The sequence below is a fragment of the Bradyrhizobium sp. LB8.2 genome (assembly GCF_040548035.1).
In the GTDB taxonomy this organism is placed as follows: domain Bacteria; phylum Pseudomonadota; class Alphaproteobacteria; order Rhizobiales; family Xanthobacteraceae; genus Bradyrhizobium.
On sequence record NZ_JBEPQV010000001.1, the window covers coordinates 510,114 to 528,059 of the forward strand.

19 protein-coding genes are annotated in these 17,946 nt (G+C 65.6%); 7 read left to right on the forward strand and 12 right to left on the reverse strand.

Annotated elements, in window-relative coordinates:
• The first annotated feature begins 132 nt into the window (after nt 1-132).
• Nucleotides 133-1,821: a methyl-accepting chemotaxis protein gene (locus ABIB06_RS02310; protein WP_354045874.1), complete on the forward strand. Its 1,689-nt coding sequence runs from the start codon at nt 133-135 to the stop codon at nt 1,819-1,821.
• Between the two features lie 3 nt (nt 1,822-1,824).
• On the opposite strand, the gene ABIB06_RS02315 is transcribed toward ABIB06_RS02310, so the two are convergent.
• The 6 genes from ABIB06_RS02315 to ygfZ form a co-directional block, all read right to left on the reverse strand.
• Nucleotides 1,825-4,527 (reverse strand): DUF2339 domain-containing protein, encoded by a 2,703-nt coding sequence (locus ABIB06_RS02315; protein WP_354068483.1) that lies wholly within the window; start codon nt 4,525-4,527, stop codon nt 1,825-1,827.
• 49 nt (nt 4,528-4,576) lie between these two features.
• A complete protein-coding gene (locus ABIB06_RS02320; RefSeq protein ID WP_354045878.1) occupies nt 4,577-5,545 on the reverse strand; it encodes an NUDIX hydrolase in 969 nt (322 codons plus the stop codon).
• A 220-nt stretch (nt 5,546-5,765) separates the two neighbouring features.
• Nucleotides 5,766-6,272, reverse strand: coding sequence for a tyrosine phosphatase family protein (locus tag ABIB06_RS02325; RefSeq protein ID WP_247440872.1), 507 nt, complete (start codon nt 6,270-6,272; stop codon nt 5,766-5,768).
• A 149-nt stretch (nt 6,273-6,421) separates the two neighbouring features.
• Complete coding sequence (locus ABIB06_RS02330) at nt 6,422-7,036, reverse strand: YfbR-like 5'-deoxynucleotidase (RefSeq protein WP_354045880.1); 615 nt, start codon at nt 7,034-7,036, stop codon at nt 6,422-6,424.
• Nucleotides 7,033-7,659, reverse strand: coding sequence for a DNA-3-methyladenine glycosylase I (locus ABIB06_RS02335; RefSeq protein ID WP_247340249.1), 627 nt, complete (start codon nt 7,657-7,659; stop codon nt 7,033-7,035). Before ABIB06_RS02335 ends, ABIB06_RS02330 begins: the two co-directional genes overlap by 4 nt.
• Nucleotides 7,656-8,537, reverse strand: a complete 882-nt coding sequence (gene ygfZ, locus ABIB06_RS02340; protein WP_354045882.1) for a CAF17-like 4Fe-4S cluster assembly/insertion protein YgfZ — start codon at nt 8,535-8,537, stop codon at nt 7,656-7,658. The genes ABIB06_RS02335 and ygfZ overlap by 4 nt, the downstream gene beginning before the upstream one ends.
• Nucleotides 8,538-8,638: 101 nt before the next feature.
• Between ygfZ and ABIB06_RS02345 the strand changes: the two genes are divergently transcribed.
• The 5 genes from ABIB06_RS02345 (at nt 8,639) to ABIB06_RS02365 (ending at nt 12,760) form a co-directional block, all read left to right on the forward strand.
• Nucleotides 8,639-9,973, forward strand: a complete 1,335-nt coding sequence (locus tag ABIB06_RS02345; protein ID WP_354045884.1) for a dihydroorotase — start codon at nt 8,639-8,641, stop codon at nt 9,971-9,973.
• 140 nt (nt 9,974-10,113) lie between these two features.
• Nucleotides 10,114-10,983: a sulfurtransferase gene (locus ABIB06_RS02350; RefSeq protein ID WP_354045886.1), complete on the forward strand. Its 870-nt coding sequence runs from the start codon at nt 10,114-10,116 to the stop codon at nt 10,981-10,983.
• Between the two features lie 117 nt (nt 10,984-11,100).
• Nucleotides 11,101-11,805, forward strand: a complete 705-nt coding sequence (locus ABIB06_RS02355; protein WP_354045887.1) for an RNA polymerase sigma factor — start codon at nt 11,101-11,103, stop codon at nt 11,803-11,805.
• Nucleotides 11,806-11,896: 91 nt separating this feature from the next.
• The gene (locus ABIB06_RS02360; RefSeq protein WP_247440886.1) at nt 11,897-12,430 is read left to right on the forward strand and encodes a DUF4142 domain-containing protein; all 534 of its coding nucleotides are present in this window, start codon (nt 11,897-11,899) and stop codon (nt 12,428-12,430) included.
• 12 nt (nt 12,431-12,442) lie between these two features.
• Nucleotides 12,443-12,760: a cupredoxin domain-containing protein gene (locus ABIB06_RS02365; RefSeq protein WP_354046116.1), complete on the forward strand. Its 318-nt coding sequence runs from the start codon at nt 12,443-12,445 to the stop codon at nt 12,758-12,760.
• 212 nt (nt 12,761-12,972) lie between these two features.
• Here the strand turns inward: ABIB06_RS02365 and ABIB06_RS02370 are convergent, their stop codons facing one another.
• From ABIB06_RS02370 to ABIB06_RS02385, 4 genes are all read right to left on the reverse strand, one after another.
• On the reverse strand, nt 12,973-13,239 hold the full coding sequence (locus ABIB06_RS02370) for a hypothetical protein (protein ID WP_007594892.1): 267 nt from the start codon (nt 13,237-13,239) through the stop codon (nt 12,973-12,975).
• A gap of 285 nt (nt 13,240-13,524) precedes the next feature.
• Entirely contained in the window at nt 13,525-13,902 is a 378-nt protein-coding gene (locus tag ABIB06_RS02375; protein WP_247440890.1) for a TIGR02301 family protein, read from the reverse strand.
• Nucleotides 13,903-13,946: 44 nt separating this feature from the next.
• Complete coding sequence (locus tag ABIB06_RS02380) at nt 13,947-14,381, reverse strand: NUDIX hydrolase (RefSeq protein WP_354045890.1); 435 nt, start codon at nt 14,379-14,381, stop codon at nt 13,947-13,949.
• 18 nt (nt 14,382-14,399) lie between these two features.
• On the reverse strand, nt 14,400-14,900 hold the full coding sequence (locus tag ABIB06_RS02385) for a hypothetical protein (RefSeq protein ID WP_354045892.1): 501 nt from the start codon (nt 14,898-14,900) through the stop codon (nt 14,400-14,402).
• A 63-nt stretch (nt 14,901-14,963) separates the two neighbouring features.
• Between ABIB06_RS02385 and ABIB06_RS02390 the strand changes: the two genes are divergently transcribed.
• On the forward strand, nt 14,964-15,719 hold the full coding sequence (locus ABIB06_RS02390) for an SOS response-associated peptidase (RefSeq protein WP_354045894.1): 756 nt from the start codon (nt 14,964-14,966) through the stop codon (nt 15,717-15,719).
• Nucleotides 15,720-15,731: 12 nt separating this feature from the next.
• Here the strand turns inward: ABIB06_RS02390 and ABIB06_RS02395 are convergent, their stop codons facing one another.
• Entirely contained in the window at nt 15,732-16,925 is a 1,194-nt protein-coding gene (locus ABIB06_RS02395) for a CaiB/BaiF CoA transferase family protein (protein ID WP_354045896.1), read from the reverse strand.
• A gap of 35 nt (nt 16,926-16,960) precedes the next feature.
• Nucleotides 16,961-17,890, reverse strand: coding sequence for a glycine reductase (locus ABIB06_RS02400; RefSeq protein WP_354045897.1), 930 nt, complete (start codon nt 17,888-17,890; stop codon nt 16,961-16,963).
• Nucleotides 17,891-17,946 lie beyond the last annotated feature (56 nt).

Consider the following 17,946-nt stretch of genomic DNA (forward strand, 5'->3'; position numbering starts at 1 on the left):
TTTGCAACTATGGGAGCAATCTCACGGGATAAGAACCAGCCAGCATTGTTGAACTGACCTCCGTCTCGCCACCGTCGTGGCGATTACGGCGGGTGATCTGCGCGTTGCTAGGTATCATCGGGATTTGTCGTGATGTCGAAATTGTCGATCGTCTTCAAGCTTTTGGCCGTGCTGTCGGTCCTGGTTCTTTCGCTCGCCGGTGTCGGCGTGACGGCGATCGGCACCATGCAGAACATCAATTCCCATACGGTCGAGATCGCGGAGAGCTGGCTGCCCGGCGTGCGCGCGCTCGGCTCGCTTCGTGCCGACATCAACGAGCTGCGCGTCGCGCTCCGCCTGCATCTGATGCAGGACACCATTGAGGGCAAGGACGCCGCCGAGAAGCGCCTCGCCTCGCTGCAGGCACGCATCGACCAGACCCGCAAGGTCTACGAGCCGCTGATCACCACCGCGGAGGAGCGCTCGCTCTACGGGCAGTGGGCCAAGGCGTGGGCCGAATATTTGATCGGCGTGCAGGACGTGATGGCGCTGTCGCGCAAGGGCGTTGGCCATTTCCCGACTGATGCCAACGAGTTGTTGCAGACCAAGGTGGCGAAGATGGCCCAGGCTGCAGATCCGCTGCTCCAAAAGGGCATCGAGCTCAACAACCGGGGCGCCGAGCTGGAGACGAAGCAGGCGGCCGACAGTTATGCCATGATCTTCCGCGTGCTGGTCGGCATCATCGTGCTCTCGGTCGTGATCGCGATCGGCGCCGCCTATTATCTCGTGCGCGACGTTTCCCGTGGCATCGCTTCAATCATCCGCCCGATGCAGTCGCTCGGCGAAGGCGATCTCTCGGCCGATGTGCCGCATCGCGGCGAGCGGACCGAGATCGGCTCGATGGCGGATGCGCTCCAGATCTTCAAGGAGGCGCTGATCGCCAAGAAGGCCGCCGACGAGGCCGCCGCGCACGACGCCGAAGCCAAGATCGAGCGCGGCCGCCGCGTCGACGCCATCACCCGCAAATTCGAAGCCATGATCGGCGAGGTCGTCGGCACCGTGTCCTCCGCCTCGACCGAGCTCGAGGCCTCCGCGTCGACACTGACCAACACCGCGCAGCGCGGACAGGAGCTGGCGACCGTCGTCGCAGCCGCGTCCGAGGAAGCCTCCACCAACGTACAGGCGGTGGCATCCGCTTCGGAGGAGCTGTCGTCCTCCATCACCGAGATCAGCCGTCGCGTGCAGGATTCGGCACGGATGGCAGCGGAAGCCGTCGAACAGGCGACGCGGACCAACGACCGCGTCAACGCGCTGTCGCAGGCGGCGTCCCGTATCGGGGACGTCGTCGAGCTCATCAACACCATCGCGGGCCAGACCAATTTGCTGGCGCTGAACGCGACCATCGAGGCCGCGCGTGCCGGCGAGGCTGGCCGCGGCTTCGCGGTCGTGGCCTCCGAAGTCAAGGCGCTGGCCGAGCAGACCGCGAAAGCAACCGGTGAGATCGGGGCGCAGGTCTCCGGCATCCAGGCGGCGACGCAGGAATCGGTCAGTGCCATCCAGGAGATCGGCGGCACCATCGAGCGGCTGTCCGAGGTGGCCGCGGCCATCGCTGCCGCCGTCGAGCAGCAGGGCGCGGCCACGCAGGAAATCTCGCGTAATGTGCAGCAGGCTTCGGTCGGCACGCAGGAGGTCTCGTCGAACATCACCGACGTGCAGCGCGGTGCGATCGAGACCGGCGAGGCCTCGAACGAGGTGCTGTCGGCGGCGAAATCGCTGGCGACCGACAGCACGCGGCTCAAGGTCGAAGTCGCGCAGTTCCTGGAATCGGTCCGCGCGGCCTGATCCTCAAATGCTTGTCTGCGGAGCCGGCGGCGGTGCGACCTGCCGCCGGAACAGGATGCGCTGGTAGAGCCAGCCGATCGCGACCAGCACGATGCCGAGGCACATGAACGACAACGCGCGGTAGACGCCCGTCAGCGTCGACATGTCGATGACGAAGGCCTTCAGGATCGTCAGCGCGATTACGGCGGCCGAGGCCAGCCGCGCCCGCTCCGAGTTGACGAGAATGCCGACGCCAAGCAGCACCACGCCGAAGCCGAGCCAGCCGATCGAATAGGTGTATTGCTCGGCGCCCGTCGTCGCCCCGGTGGAGAGGATCGGGCCGTGATAGAAGCGGCGGATCTCCAGCGTGACATAGGCAAGCGCGAACAGCAGCGCGCCGCCCGCGATCGTGTTGGCGTAGGCCTTGCCGCGTTGGCCAGCCACGGCATAGGAGAGCAGCAGCATCAGCACCGCCGGCAGCGCGTAGCCGAGCATGAGCAGGTTGAACACGGCGCCGCCGACATCGGTGCGCCACAGCAGCGGGTTCTCGAGGATCAACAGGCCGAACACGCTGACGAGCCCGCCGATCGCCGTGAGCACGACCGCGCCGACATTGTGCACGATACTGCGGCTGCGCAGTCGCAGGCGCTCCAGCCCGATCGCCATGGCGAGCGTGACGCAGACTTGCAGCGCGCATTCGAGCAGCGACGGTGCGTCCGTCATGTTGCCGCCGGTCGCAAAATGGCGGATCTCCATGAAGGCGAGCAGCGTGGTGAACAGGATCGCGGCGCTCTCGACCATGCGCAGCGGGGCGTCGTCGCCGCGGCGGCGCAGGAACAGGCTCGCTGCCCAGAACGATGCCGCCGGCAAGCCGTAGCCCCACAACAGCCAGTTGAAGATCGGCGTGGTCCCGACGGCGTCGCCGACAATGCGCGGATCATAGCCGATGCGTGCGGTGACCAGCCCAGCGAAGATCGCGGCCAGCCAGCGCAGGAACGGGATAGGCCGCTGCATCGAGATCCAGGCGGTGCCGAGCGACATCAGCGCCAGTGCGATCGTGAGCCAGCCCTTCTCCAGCGCAAACGTCAGCGCCAGCGCCAGCGCACCGAGCGTGCCGGTCGCAAACAAGGCCGTGGAGATCTTGCCGCCCGGCCGGGTCTCGCGGCGCGCTAGCGCTTCGGTGGCTGCGCCAAAGGCGGCCGCGAGCAGCACTGCGAGGATGGCGAACGGGATCGAGCGGTCGAGATGCGCGATGCGTGCGTAGAGCGCGACCAGGATAGCGATCGGCGTCGCGACAGCCGCGGCCGACCACACCACCGGAATGATCGCCGAGTTCGAGCGTCCCTGCGCGAGGAAGCCCGCGATGCCGAAGCCGGCGGCGAAGACCGCCGCCATCACGAGATGCAGCGTCACCGCGCTGTCGGTCGCTGTCGGTGCGATGCCGGCCAGGGGGCCGCCCGGCAGCACCAGCATGTCGGGATTAGCGCGAACCGCCCATTCGGCGAATACGATAAAGACGGTCGCGGCGGCCGCGCCCAGCGCGCCCGTAGCCGCCGGCGCGCGCCAGGCGACGAGCAGCGTCGCGCCGACGAGCAGCGTGAAGGCGATCAGCGCCAGATCCGCATGCGCGCTCGACAGCACGATCAGCATCGCGCCGAACAGATAGGCGCCGAGCGAGTTCGACGAGACCGGCTCGATCTCTCCGTCCTCGATCGTCGGGCCGAACATGAAGCCGCAGACGACGAGCAGGGCCGCGAGGACAAAGCCTGCGATCACATGGAAAGCGTGCGGCGCGACCTGCAAGTCGCTGGTGTCGAGACCCGGGAAGATCCAGAGCACGGCGAAGGCGATTGTCGTGACTGCAAGCCAGCGCCACAGCCGGATGCGCGCGAGGCCGAAGCTCGCGGCGGTGACGATGGCGAGATAGATGTAGAGAGCCCAATAGTCCGGCTTGCCGCTGGTGACGAGGATCGGCGTCACGAACGCGCCGACCACGCCGAGGCCTGCGAGCGCGGGCCCGTGCAAGAGCGCCGCCGCCAGGGTGCCGAGCGCGACGAGGCCGAGCAGCACGAAGGCGGTCGCGGGCACCAGGAAGCCATAGAGCACGTAAGCCGCGTAGATGGTCGCAAATGCCACCGCCGTGCCGGCCGCGGTGAGGATCGCGGGAATGTTGGCGATCGGCAGCGCGGCGATGTTGGAGATGCTCTCCTTGCGCCGCGACCACTCGCCGGCGCCAAGCAGCGCCAGCGCGAACACGCCGCCAAGGAACACGCGCACGCCGGGGCCGACCAGGCCGGCCTCGATCGAATAGCGCACCATGAAGAAGCCGCCGAGCGCAAGCGCGAGGCCGCCGATCCACACCACCCAGCGCGTGCCGAGCCGTTCCTCGAAGCCGGGCGCGGGTGCAGGCAGCGGCGGCGGCGCATCGGCTTCGGTGCTCGCCTCGAGTGGGGGCGGTGAAACATCCTCCGTGACGGGAGGGGGCAGCGCCTCGGCGTCGGGCGCAAGCGGCGGCGGCGCTTCGGAAGTTGCTGCGGGCGCTTCGGCCCGCATCGGCGGCGCGGGCATCAGTGGCGGCGGCTGCACTTGCCGCTGCGCATAAAACATCTCTTCGAGCGAGCTCAGCCGTCGTCGCAGCCCGGCCGCCTGGCTGGAGGCCTTGATCGCGATTATGAAAGCGATGATCGCAATGATCAGCGCGAAGACGTCGAACGGGCCGTCTGACATAAAGCCTCCAGGCAATCGGCGGGCAGGGGCCGATCACGCATTTCTCGGGTTAGCGCCGGGAGCGAACGCGCAAGCCCGGCGCGGGCCGCTCCTGGAGCACGTCGCGACGGAAGCGGTAGAGCGCCGCCGGACGTCCACCCGTCTGTGTCGACATCACTCCGGTCGGTTCGACCAGGGCTTCCATTTCGACCAGGCGGCGGAAATTTTGTTTGTGCAGGTGGCGGCCGGAGATCGCCTCCACCGTGTGCTGCAATTCGGTGAGTGTGAATTCGGCGGGCAAAAGTTCAAAGACCACAGGACGATACTTCAGTTTTGCGCGTAGCCGCGCGATCGCTGTCGCAAGAATCCGGCGGTGGTCGAAGCGCATGGATGTGCCGAGCGCGGGAAGCGTCTTGCGCGCTAATGCCGCGGGGCGGCCGTCGCGCCGTGCCTCCTCGATCAGTCCGGCCTCGTACAGGAGCTCGTAGCGGTCGAGCACACGCTCCTCGTCCCAGGGCGCGCCGTCGAGACCGAAATAGAACCGTACGCGATCCCGGCGCGGCAGCGCCCGCGTCGTCTCCGGCGTCTCCTCTTCGGCCCATGTTGTCAGTGCCGGGATGATGTCGCGCGCGATGATCGCCGGCGGCTCCTCGCGCCAGTCTTCCCAGGGCAGGAAGCGATACCACGGCGCGAAGCTCGCACTCGTGGCTGCGAGTTCACCGCCGACGGCGCGCGTCAGTGCGAGATAGCCGATCGACACCATGTGCGCGCCGGTATCGCCGGCCTCGGCATGCCGGCCGCGATCGCCAAACGTGTAGAGTTGTTCGACATAGCCGAGCCGCAGGCCCGTCTGTTGCTCGACCCAGGCCCGCAGGCCGATCTCGAAAGTGCGATGGCTCGGCGCATCGAACGGGCCGAACGGCAGTCCGGCCAGTCCGTCGCTGCCGCGCGCGGTGAGAATCAGCGGTTCATGATCCTCGATCGCGACGATCGCAGCAGTCAGGCCGATCTCGATCGGCGTCAGGAGCTTGTCGCTCATGCGGTGGCGATCGCCGGTGTTGTGAGAAGGTTGATTGAGCCGGTCTCGCCGCGGGCTCGCTGCAACCTCTCCCGCTTGCGGGAGAGGTCGGCGCGCAGCGCCGGGTGAGGGCTTTCTCCTCTGGGGGACTGTCCCGATGCGGAGATACCCTCTCCCCATCCCTCTCCCGCAAGCGGGAGAGGGAGCGCAGTCCCGTTGGGGCTGCTATTCGACTCTCTTCTCATTCGAGCTCGATCACGAAGGGGCGGCCCTCGACCGTCATCGCGCCCGGGCCCATCTCGTCGAGTGCGCGCAGCATGCGGCCGTTGCGCCCCAGCGCACGGTCGGCGAGGCCGACGATGCGCCGGTTCGGCGAGGCGATCGGCGAAGCCGCGCGAATCTTCTTCGCGATTTCGGTCTCGTCGCGATCCGGATTGAGCGCGCAGACGGCGGCAAAGGCGCTCGCGGTGGAGCGGCTGATTCCGGCATAGCAATGCACCACCAGCGCTGCGCCGCGGTCCCAGCCGCGCACGAAGTTCAGCACCTGCTCGATATGGCTCTCGGACGGCGCGACAAAACCGTCGATCTCCTCGGTGATGTCGTCCATCGACACCTTGAGATGGTTGGCCGGCAGCACCGACACCGGCCGCGCGACCTGTTCGACATTGGCCATTACGGTCAGCACGTGACTGGCCTTGGTGAGACGGACGGTTTCGGGAAGGGCGGCGAGGGAACAGACGTGAATCATGGCGGACCTTTTCCGCAGATTATAGCGGGCGTTCGTAGGGTGGGCAAAGCGACGCGTGCCCACCACTTTCGTCGCATTTTGGGAAAAATTGGTGGGGACGGCGCAAGGGCGCCTTTGCCCACCCAGAGGACTCTAACTCACGACAACGATCACGCAAACACCGCGCCAAACCGCTCCAGGAACTGCTTCTCCGCCCGGGCCGCCGTCCAGGGCGTGAGATAGTCGCGCCGGACGCTGTCGGACAGGCCCGGATCGCGGCCGAACAGGCGCCTGGCCTCGCTTTCGCTGAAGCCGGCGAGCTCGGTGGCCTCCAGATAGGCCGCGCCGCGATCGGCGGCCTTGATCGCCAGCGTGATCTCGTCAGCCAGCACCGGCGGTAGCCCGAACCGGACGTGGATGGCGGCGAGCAGGCGTTTTTCGACCGCCTTGTAATGGCCATCGAGCACGGCCTTGAACGGCGAGATCATGTCGCCGATGACGTATTCGGGCGCGTCATGCAGCAGCGCGGCAAGCCGCATGCGCTGGTCGACGCGCGGCATCTCGTGCCGCATCACGGTTTCCACCAGCAGCGTGTGCTGCGCGACCGAGAAGATGTGCGCGCCGATGGTCTGGCCGTTCCAGCGGGCGACACGCGCCAGCCCATGCGCGATGTCGGCGATCTCGACGTCGAGCGGGGAGGGATCGAGCAAATCGAGCCGCCGGCCCGACAGCATGCGCTGCCAGGCGCGGGACGCCACATCGCGTGACGACTTCTTGGCCGTCATTTGGATTTGAGGCGGGGCTTGCGCTGCGTCTTGCCGCAGCTCGCGTGACAATGGCAGTCGACGAGATGATCGTTGACCAGGCCGGTCGCCTCCATGAAGGCATAAACGATGGTCGGGCCGACGAACTTGAAGCCGCGCGAGGACAGCTCCTTGGAGATCTGCATGGAAAGCGGCGTCGAGGCCGGCACGCTCGCGGTGGTCTTGAAATGATTGACCTTGGGGCTACCGTCCATGAAGTCCCACAGCAGTTTCGAGAAGCCGGGGCCCTTCTCCATGATATCGAGATAGGATTTCGCGCTTGCTATCGCGCCGTCGATCTTGGCCTTGTTGCGCACGATGCCGGCATCGTTCATCAGCGCGTGGACTTTCTTCTCGTTGTAGCGCGCGATCTTCTCCGGCTGGAAATCGTCGAAGGCTTTGCGGAAATTGTCGCGCTTGCGCAAAATCGTGATCCAGGACAGGCCCGCCTGGAAACCGTCGAGGATCAGCTTTTCATAGAGCGCACGGTCGTCATACTCCGGCACGCCCCATTCGGTGTCGTGATAGGCGACGTAGACCGGATCTTCGCCGGGCCAGGGGCAGCGCGTGATTCCGTCGGGATGCAGGCGAGGGGCACGGCTCATGCGATGGGCTGCTTGGCTGAAATGCGGACAACGTTAGGCTCCGCTAGCCTCACAGCGAGGCCACCGGCAGTCAGCGCCTGTCCCGCATCGAGCGCATCGGCGACACGGTCGATGCGCACTAGCGCGATACCCTTGCCCTGCGCCGACGAGCCCATCGTGCCGACCGGCTTGTCGCCGGCAAGAACGCTGACGCCGAGCTCAGGCGAGAGATCCTCGAGCAGCACCTTGACACTGCGGGTGCGTGCGGTGCCGCGATGCTGCATGCGCGAGACGACCTCCTGGCCGACATAACAGCCCTTGTCGAAATCGACGCCGGAAAGGCGGTCCATGTTGGTCTCGTGCGGGAACGCATCGCTGTACATGAAATCGAGCCCGCCGCGCGGCACGCCGAGCGCGATGCGGTGGGCCTCGTATGCAGCGGCGTCGACCAGCTCGGCGCCGATCAGATCGGAGAGCTTCTGTTTGAGATCTTCAGGGATCAGGATGCGGTAACCGAGTTCGCCATTGCGCGGATCGGCGAAGGCGAGGTCGGGCTGGGCCGAGGGCTTGCCGTCCCAGGCCGCGAGCACGCCGAGATCGTCGGACAGGTTTTCCACGGTGACCTTGGCGCGCAGCTTGTAGAATTTCAGCTTGGTGGCGAGGCCGTCGGCAAGCGGCTTCGGGCAATCGATCAGGAACCCGCCGCCATGGCCGGCAGGCGCCTCCGTGATCAGAAAATCGACGGTGATCTTGCCCTGCGGCGTCAGCAACGCGCCGAATCGCCCCAGGCCCGGCTTGAGCTTGTCGACATCGGTCGTGACGAGGCCATTGAGGAAGTTGCGCGCGTCCTCGCCCGCGACCTTCACCACGCCCCGGTCGGGAAGAAACGCTGATTTCATACGAAAATCTCTTGCGACATGTTGCTCCGGAACGTAAGCCCGCAAGGCAAAAACGACAAGACCTCAAGCCCTGCGCTTGGGGACGAGAGAGGCCTCCAGCCATGACCCAGCGTTTCGACCTGATCCTCAAGGGCGGCACTGTCGTCAACCAGGACGGCGAGGGAGCCCGCGATATCGGCGTCGTCAACGGCCGCATTGCCGATATCGGCGCGCTGTCGCAGGCTTCCGCCGCCGAAATGATCGACTGCAAGGGCCTGCACATCCTGCCCGGCGTCATGGACACGCAGGTGCATTTCCGCGAGCCCGGGCTGGAGCAGAAGGAAGACCTCGAGACCGGCTCGCGCAGCGCAGTGATGGGCGGCGTCACCGCCGTGTTCGAGATGCCGAACACCTCGCCATTGACCGTGACGGAGGCCACCTTCACCGACAAGGTGAAGCGCGCCCATCATCGCATGCATTGCGATTTCGCTTTCTTCATCGGCGGCACCCGCGAAAACGTGCAGGACTTGCCGGTGCTGGAGCGTGCGCCGGGTTGCGCCGGCGTCAAAGTCTTTATCGGCTCCTCGACCGGCGCGCTGCTGGTGGAGGACGACGAAAGCCTGCGCCGCATTTTTCAGGTGATCCGCCGCCGCGCCGCGTTCCACGCCGAGGACGAGTACCGCCTCAACGACCGCAAATCGCTGCGCATCGAGGGTGATCCGCGCTCGCATCCGGTGTGGCGCGACGAGACCGCGGCGTTGATGGCGACGCAGCGCCTGGTCAAGCTCGCGCACGAGACGGGCAAGCGCATCCATGTGCTGCACATCTCGACCAAGGAAGAGATCGAGTTTTTGCGCGACCACAAGGACGTCGCCTCCTGCGAGGCGACGCCGCATCATCTCACGCTGGTTGCGCCCGAATGCTACGAGCGGCTCGGCACGCTGGCGCAGATGAATCCGCCGGTGCGCGGCGCCGATCACCGCGCCGGGATCTGGCGCGGCATCGAGCAGGGCATCATCGACGTGCTCGGCTCCGACCACGCCCCGCATACGCTGGAAGAGAAGCAGAAGACCTATCCTGCCTCGCCCTCCGGCATGACCGGCGTGCAGACGCTGGTGCCGCTCATGCTCGATCATGTCAATGCCGGCCGCTTGTCGTTGGCAAGGTTTGTCGATCTCACCAGCGCCGGCCCCGCGCGCCTCTACAACATGGCCTGCAAGGGCCGCATCGCCGCCGGCTACGACGCCGACTTCACAATCGTCGATCTCAAGCGCAGCGAGACCATCACCAACAAATGGGTGGCGTCCAAGGCCGGCTGGACCCCCTATGACGGCGTCCGCGTTACAGGCTGGCCCGTCGGCACCTTCATCCGCGGCCGCCGGGTGATGTGGCAGGGCGACCTCGTGACGGCGTCGCAGGGCGAGCCGGTGCGGTTTCTGGAGACGTTGAAGGCGTAGCCGCGGTGTTGCCACACATTCGTCATTGCGAGCGCAGCGAAGCAATCCAGAGTCTTTCCGCGGAGGCAGACGGGATTGCTTCGTTGCGCTCGCAATGACGAGTGGAGAGAGCTACACTCCCTCGATAGGGAGAGTAGTCAATGCCCCAACCCACCCCCCTCATCACCACCGAGCAACTCGCAGCCCAGCTCGGCGACCCCAATCTCCGCCTCTACGACTGCACGACCTACAACGAGCCGGTGCCATCAGGCAGCGACGTGCCCTATCGCGCCGTCCCCGGCGACAAGACGTTCGAGGCCGGCCACATCCCGGGCGCCGATTTTCTCGACCTGCAGGGCGAGTTCTCCGACGCCTCCGCGCAACAATTCTTCATGATGCCTGATGTTGCCCACCTAGAGGCCGCCTTTGGCCGCCACGGCCTCGATGCTAGCAAGACCATCGTGCTCTACAGCATCGGCACCATGATGTGGTCCACGCGGTTCTGGTGGATGCTGCGCTCACTCGGCGTCGATGCGCAGGTGCTCGATGGCGGCCTCGACAAATGGAAAGCCGAGGGGCGGCCGCTCGAGATGGGCGCCCCAAAGGGATATCCGCCCACGACCTTCAAGGCCACACCGCGCGAAGGCTTGTTCGTCGACAAGACCGCCGTGAAGGCGCGGCTTGGCGATCCCGCGACTGTTATCGTCAACGCGCTCGGTCCGCAATTTCATCGCGGGCTCGAGCCGAGCCGCTACGGCCGGCCGGGTCGCGTTCCCGGCAGCGTCAACGTATCAGCGGCAACGCTTACCAATGCCGACAAGACGCTGACGACGCTTGCCGATGCTGAGGCCAAATTCGCCGCGGCAGGCGTCACCCGCGACAAGAATGTGATCCTTTATTGCGGCGGCGGCATCTCGGCGACGATCGACCTGCTGCTGCTGACGCAACTCGGCTACGACAAGCTGACGCTCTACGACGCCTCGATGGGCGAGTGGGCAAGGGATCCGGCGCTGCCGATCGAGACGGACTAGGATATCCCTTAACCCTTCCCCCAAGGGAACCCCGAGGAGAGGATCAGAAAGTTGGGAACCTTTCCCTTGGGCCGGCATCCAATGTCCGGAACGAAGCGAAACGAGCAGGTGACCGCTATGCAACGGACCGCAGCCGGCCTGTCCGCCGGCGCCAAGACATCAGAAATCAGGGCATTGGAAGCCGAACTGGTCGACCGGGCGCGGGGCCGGGACGAGGCCGCGTTGCGTGAGATCATGCAGGCCAACAACCGCAGGCTCTATCGACTGGCGCGCGGGATTTTGCGCAGCGACAGCGAAGCCGAGGATGTGGTTCAGGAAACCTACGTCCGCGCCTTCACCCATCTCGACGGCTTCCGCGGCGGGTCCGGACTGTCGACCTGGCTGTCGCGCATCGCAATCAACGAGGCGCTTGGCCGGGCGCGAAGCGCCAAGCCGCATGTCGAGCTCGGCTCGGTCCCCGAAGCGATGCTCGAGGCGCAGATCATAAAATTTCCCGTTTCTCCCGCAGGCGATCCGGAAAGGACCATGGCCCAACGTGAAATCCAGCGCGTCGTCGAGCGCGCCATCGATGAGTTGCCGGATGTCTTCCGCATGGTCTTCGTCGCACGCGTCATGGAAGGCATGAACATCGAGGAGACCGCCGAGCTGCTCGGCGTCAAGCCCGAGACCGTGAAGACGCGGCTGCACCGTGCCCGCACCATGCTGCGCGAGAACGTCGAGAAGGAGATCGGTCCGTTGGTGATGGATGCGTTCCCGTTCGCCGGGTGGCGCTGCGAGCGGCTGACCGTGTCAGTGCTGAAGCGGCTCGGCATCGGCGGCTGAAGTTTTTCGGGAACGTTCGCGCGAAAATTCCATCCAACGCCTGTGAAGCAAAGCGCCGGCAATCCGTCCGGCAGCACAGGAGTGTCAAACCATGTTCGTTCGTTGGAGTGCGGCGATCGCCGCAGCAATTTTGTTGTCGAGCCCCGCGCTGCTGCAAGGCGCCAGAGCAGCCGACAAGCCGACCGATCCGCAGATCGCCCACATCGCCTACACCGCGGGCGTGATCGACATCAACGCGGCCAAGCAGGCGCAGAAGAAGGCCAAGAACAAGGATGTGAAGGCATTTGCAGAGGACATGCTGCGCGACCACGAGGCCGTCAACAAGCAGGCGCTGGCGCTGGTCAAGAAGCTGAACGTTACGCCTGAAGACAACGACACCAGCAAGGCGCTGTCGAAGCAGGCGAGCGATAAGCTGGCCGAACTCGGCAAGCTGGACGGTGCGGCCTTCGACAAGGCTTATGTCGCGAACGAGGTCGCCTACCACAAGGCGGTCAACGGCGCGCTGGAGACGCAGCTCATTCCGTCCGCCAACAATGCCGAGCTGAAGAGCTTGCTGCAGACCGGTCTGAAAATCTTCCAGGGGCATCAGCAGCACGCCGAGCACGTCGCGGCCGAACTGAAATAGGGAGAGACGATGATGCCGGGACGATTGTCTGCGATCGCGACAGCGGTCGTGCTCGTGGCGATGGCCGTCCCGGCGCACGCCGCGACCATACAAATCACGATGGAGAATCTCGAAATGTCGCCGAAAGACGCTTCGGCGAAGGTCGGCGACACCGTGGAATGGATCAACAAGGACGTCTTCGCCCACACCGCGACCGCTGGGAACGGGGATTTCGACGTGAACCTGCCGGCGAAAAAATCGGCGACGTTCGTTTTGAAGAAAGCGGGCACGGTCGATTATTACTGCCGCTATCATCCCAACATGAAAGCGACGCTCAAGATCGAGCCGTGACGGGCTGGGGCGCGCATTCCCGATGGCTGCGGGAACAACTCCCGGCCCTGACGAGACTAATGCTTGGCCGGGGGAGGCCGCTTCCGTGCGATAAACACGGCAGACTTCGCGACGCCTTCGCCGAGACTTCGTCGTAAAGTCATTCATCCGTAGACTGGCCCCGCCCGTGCGGCGGGGTCATTTTCGGCAAGGCTTACTGCCTGGAGCAAGGCTTACTGTCTGGAGATGTCGACCGAGAATTCGCCGTTGCGGATGCGGCCGGGAAAGCCCTCGACGAATTTCGCCACCGCGTCCTCGCCATAGGTGCCGACGAGTTCGGCCAAGGCCGCGAACAGGCTCGCCTGCGCCAGGCAGTCGCCGTCGACGCCATCATGGCGCGCTTCGGCCCAGGCCTCGTTGAGATAGCTCAGTGCGGCCTGTTTCTGCTCGTGATCGGGCAGCGGCGCGCGGGCGGGGGCGTAGGACACTGGATGGCTCATGAAACTCGACAGGGCTGGAGGCGCGTCCACGGCGATGCGCTGTGCGAGAGGTGTAGCACGCGCGTTAACGCCCGCTAGGCCACATCTTTAGGAACGGTTAACGGCTGTGTACAAAGACGATGACAGGGTTCCCCGATGCCCAACCCTCATGGTGAGGAGCGTGCGAAGCACGCGTCTCGAACCATAGAGGCCCCGCTGCAGCAGCAGGGCCTTTCATCCTTCGAGACGCGCGTTCCGCGCTCCTCAGGATGAGGAGTTCACGGTCTGGATGCGGTTGGCAGTAAATCAGTTCGCGTAGCGTGCCGTGAGATCGCGCGAGATCTTCGAGCCTTCCTCGATGTAGCGGCGGATCGCCACCGTCGCGGCCGGCGTGCAGCTGCGGTAGGTCTGCTGAAAACCGTTATAGCCGCGGTTGAAGCCGGCGATCATGCGGGTGCGGCGCTCCCCCGCGGGGGTTTCGGCATCGATCAGCGCCTGCATCTCGCTGCGCCATTTGTTGCCCTCGTTAGACCCGCAGATGCCGCGCAGATAGTGCAGCCCGCCGAGGATCTCCGCCAGCCGCTGCAAATCGCCGTCAAACGGCGCTGCCCCGTCCTGGGCCCGGGCGGGCGCGGAGGCGCAGGCGAGAAGCAGGGCAAAAATGGCCAGAAATCGCGTGGACATCGGCGGGGTGTATGCCTCCTCGGGGCGGTAGACGCAAGGCGGGGTCAGGGGCCGATCAGCCGGTGGGCCGACTGGATGATCTCTTCCAGCCCTCCGGTCAGCTTGAGGTCGCCGAGGCTCGCCAGGGCCTCTGGGGCGACCCAGCGGTAGTCGTCGAGCTCGTCGTTGAGAACAGGCTCCCGCGCCACCCAGCGGGCGGCAAAGGACATGATCAGGTAATGGCCGGCGCCGCCCGAGGGCGGCAGCACTTCGCGCCAGCCGGCCAGGCCAATGATGTCGATATCGAGCGCCGTCTCCTCGTCGACCTCGCGTGCCAGCGCCTGGTGCAGCGATTCGCCGAACTCGACCCGGCCGCCGGGCAGCGAATAGAACCCCTTTGCGGGCGAGCGCGCGCGGCGGGTCAGGAGCACCTTGCCGTCGCGAAAAATCGCGGCACTGACCGCGAGTTGGGGATGGGTGGGCTGGACGACCGCGGCCATGACTTCACCTGCTCGGGCTCAGTTCGCCATGATGGTGTCGACGTCGGCTTCCGCGCCGCCATTGATGATGCCGCCGCAGGCCGCTATCAGCGGCCTGACCCAGACTGCGGCCTGCTCGGCGAGGCGGACGCGGGTCGTATCCTTCTCGACCTCGCGCATGGCCGAGCCGACCGCTGACAGAATCGAGGTCATGGTGTCGGTGAGATGGTCGAACTGGGCGCGCACGTTCGGGTCGGCCTTATCATAGGCCTCGATCGCCAGATCCCGGGCCTTGAAATTCGAGGCGGTGAAATGCTCGGCGTAGGACAGCGGCGACCAGGTCAAGAAATCTTCCGCGCATTCCGGCATGTCCGGGACCATTTCCAGCAGCATCACGGCTTCATTGAAATGGTTGAGATAGTCGGTGGCAAGCCCGGTCCGCGGGTTGATGTTGGCGACGCGCAGCCGCTCGGCCCAGGCCGCGGCCTCGGGCCCCGTCTGTCCATGCATTCGCGCCGGCTGGGAGACCGTTGAGCTCATCTGCCGCAGTGTTAACGTTCGGGGTTAAAAGGACCTGAACGGACCCTATATAGGCGCTCAAGGATGTGTGGACGCTTCGTCATAACTTCAGCCCCGGCGGCTTTGCGGCAACTGTTCGGCTATATCGAGCAGCCGAATTTCCCGCCCCGGTTCAACGTGGCCCCGACACAACCGATTCCGGTCGTGCTGGCCGAGAGCGGCGCGCGGCATTTCCGCCTGATGCGCTGGGGCCTGTTGCCGGGCTGGCTCAAGGATCCCAAAGGATTTACGCTGCTGATCAACGCCCGTTCCGAGACGGTGCTGGAGAAGCCCGCGTTCAAACGCGCGATCCGCCGGCGGCGCGGCCTGATTCCGGCCGACGGCTATTACGAATGGAAGTCGATCGACGGCCGCAAGCAGCCCTTCTTCATCCACCGCGCCGACGGCGAGCCGCTCGGCTTTGCCGCATTGTTCGAGACTTGGGTCGGGCCGAACGGCGAAGAGCTCGACACGGCCGCGATCGTAACGGCGGCGGCGAGCGAGGATCTCGGCACGTTGCATGACCGCGTGCCTGTCACCATCGGCCCGCGCGATTTCGAGCGCTGGCTGGACAGCCGCAGCGATGACGTCGACACCGTGTTGCCGCTGATGACCGCCCCGCGCATCGGCGAATTCGCCTGGCACCCGGTCACCACCCGTGTCAACCGCGTCGCCAATGATGACGAGCAGCTGTTGCTGCCGATCAGCGCGGAGGAGATCGAGGCGGAAGCGGTGAAGCCGAAGAAGGTCGTGCGGAAGGCGGTTGGATCGGAGGATGGCGGGCAGGGGTCGTTGTTTTAGGTGGCGCCGCCCTCAAACAATCTCCCGCGCCTTCAACTCCGCAATCGCCGCCGCGTCAAAACCTAGCTGGCCCAGCACCGTATCCGTATCCGCGCCGAGTTCCGGCGCCATTCGGTCGAGCTTGCCGCTGCCATGGGCGAGCTTGAACCCGCTGCCGGCGAAGCGCAGGCGGCCGTAGGGCGTATCCAGCTCCTGGATCGCACCGCGCGCCTTGATCTGCGGATGGTCGATCACCTCCTCGACCTTCCAGATGCTGGCGCAGGGCGCGCCGGCATCTTCCAAAATCGTCTCCCATTCGCGCGCCGGCCTGGCCGCGAGCGCCTCCTCGATGATGGCGCGCAGCGCCGGCTCGTTGTCGTTGCGCGCAAACCAATCGGCGAAGCGCGGATCGGTCAGCGTGTCCTCGCGGCCGAGCGCAGACATCAGCGCGCGATATTGTTTCTCGTTGTTGACGGCGAGCAGAATGTGGCCGTCGCCACATCGAAACAAATTCGCCGTGGTCCGGCGGCTCACCGCCTGATTGCCCGACAGTGTCTGGCGATGGCCCGCGACCGACCAGTCCGCGATCTGTCCTGAGAGAAACGCCATCGTCGCTTCCAGCATGGAGACGTCAATGAGTTGGCCCTTGCCGGTGCGATCGCGCTGGTACAGCGCGCTCGACACGCCAAAGGCGGCCGTGGCCCCCGACAGCACGTCGCACACGGCAAAGCCCGCGCGGGTCGGGCCGGTCTCCGGATGGCCCGTGATCGCCATGATGCCGGACAGCGCCTGCATCTTGCCGTCATAGCCGGGGCGCAGCCGATCCGGACCGGTCTGGCCGAAGCCGGATACCGCGCAGTAGATCAGCTTCGGATTGATCGCGGACAGCGCCTCATAACCGATGCCGAGCTTGTCCATCACGCCCGGCCGGAAATTCTCCATGACGACGTCGACTTGCGCCACGAGCTTCTTCACGATCGTGATCGCATCGGGCTTTTGCAGATCGAGGGTCAGGCTGCGCTTGTTGCCGTTGATGGCCTGGAACGCCGGCGCGAGGCCGCGGTCGGCCCATTCGCGCGACAGCGGCGTGCGGCGCATGTCCTCGCCCTCGCGCCGCTCGACCTTGATCACGTCGGCGCCCAGCAGCGCGAGCTGGTAGCTCGCATAAGGGCCGGCCAGCACTTGCGTGAAGTCCAGGATCTTCACGCCTTCGAACGGTCGCGTCACGTCGCTCTCCCTTTTGTTTTGGTTGTCGGAGGACGTCAGGCGGCGCGGTTGCCGCGCGCGAGCTCCTTCTGCTTGTCGAATTCGGCACGGCGGCGCGCCAGCTCTTCAGGTGAGAGCTGCGCGACGTTGTTGTAGTCGAGCTTCCAGGAGGCATCCTCGCTCCAGCGCAGCGGCGACTGCATGGTGGTCTGCGGGCCGCTCGCGGTCTCCAGCAGTTTCAGCGCCAGTTCGAGCGTCTGCGCCTGCGAGGCGATGTCGTGCGGCTTGCCCGCGGAATTGCCGAGCGGGAAATCGCTGAACAAGAAGCGCGGCACGGCGGCGTGCTCGATGATGTCCTTGGCGCAGCCCATGATCACGGTCGGAATGCCGTTCGCCTCGAGATGCCGCGCCACCAGCGCCGTGGTCTGGTGGCAGACCGGGCAGTTCGGCACCAGCACGGCGACATCGACCTTGTCGGCAACGGCCCGCGCCAGAATTTCCGGCGCGTCGGTGTCGAGGGTGACGCGATGGCTGCGGTTGGTCGGCGCGCCGAAGAAACGCGGGGCCACCTCGCCGATGCGCGCGGCGGCGCTCGCCTTCAAAAGCTGCGGCAGCGGAAACCAGGTGCCGTTGTCGGTGGCCGAAGTGTGCTTGCGGTCGTAGCCGATATGGGAGATGCGCAGATCGTGCGCTTTCGAGGTGTCGCCGTCATAGACCTGGTAGAATTTCGCGCCGCCATTATACGCCGCGCCCGGCCCCTGGTCGCCCTTGTCCGGATCGTACGGCGCGGCCGTCGTGATGATCGTGACGCGCGATTGCGAAAGCGACTTCTTCAGCGGCTGGAACGGCGCCTCGGTGTAGTGGGCCCAGCGATACGCCGTGGTGTAGCCGATCGCGGTGTAATAATCCCGCGTGCGCTGCATATAGGGGACGGGGGCATCATAGTCGGGCGCAAAGCCGAATTCGTCGTCGCGCGAAGCGGTCATGGGGCGCGTCTCCTGTGGTTCTTGTTGGCAACAGACTATTGATAGTTGGAGGTGAG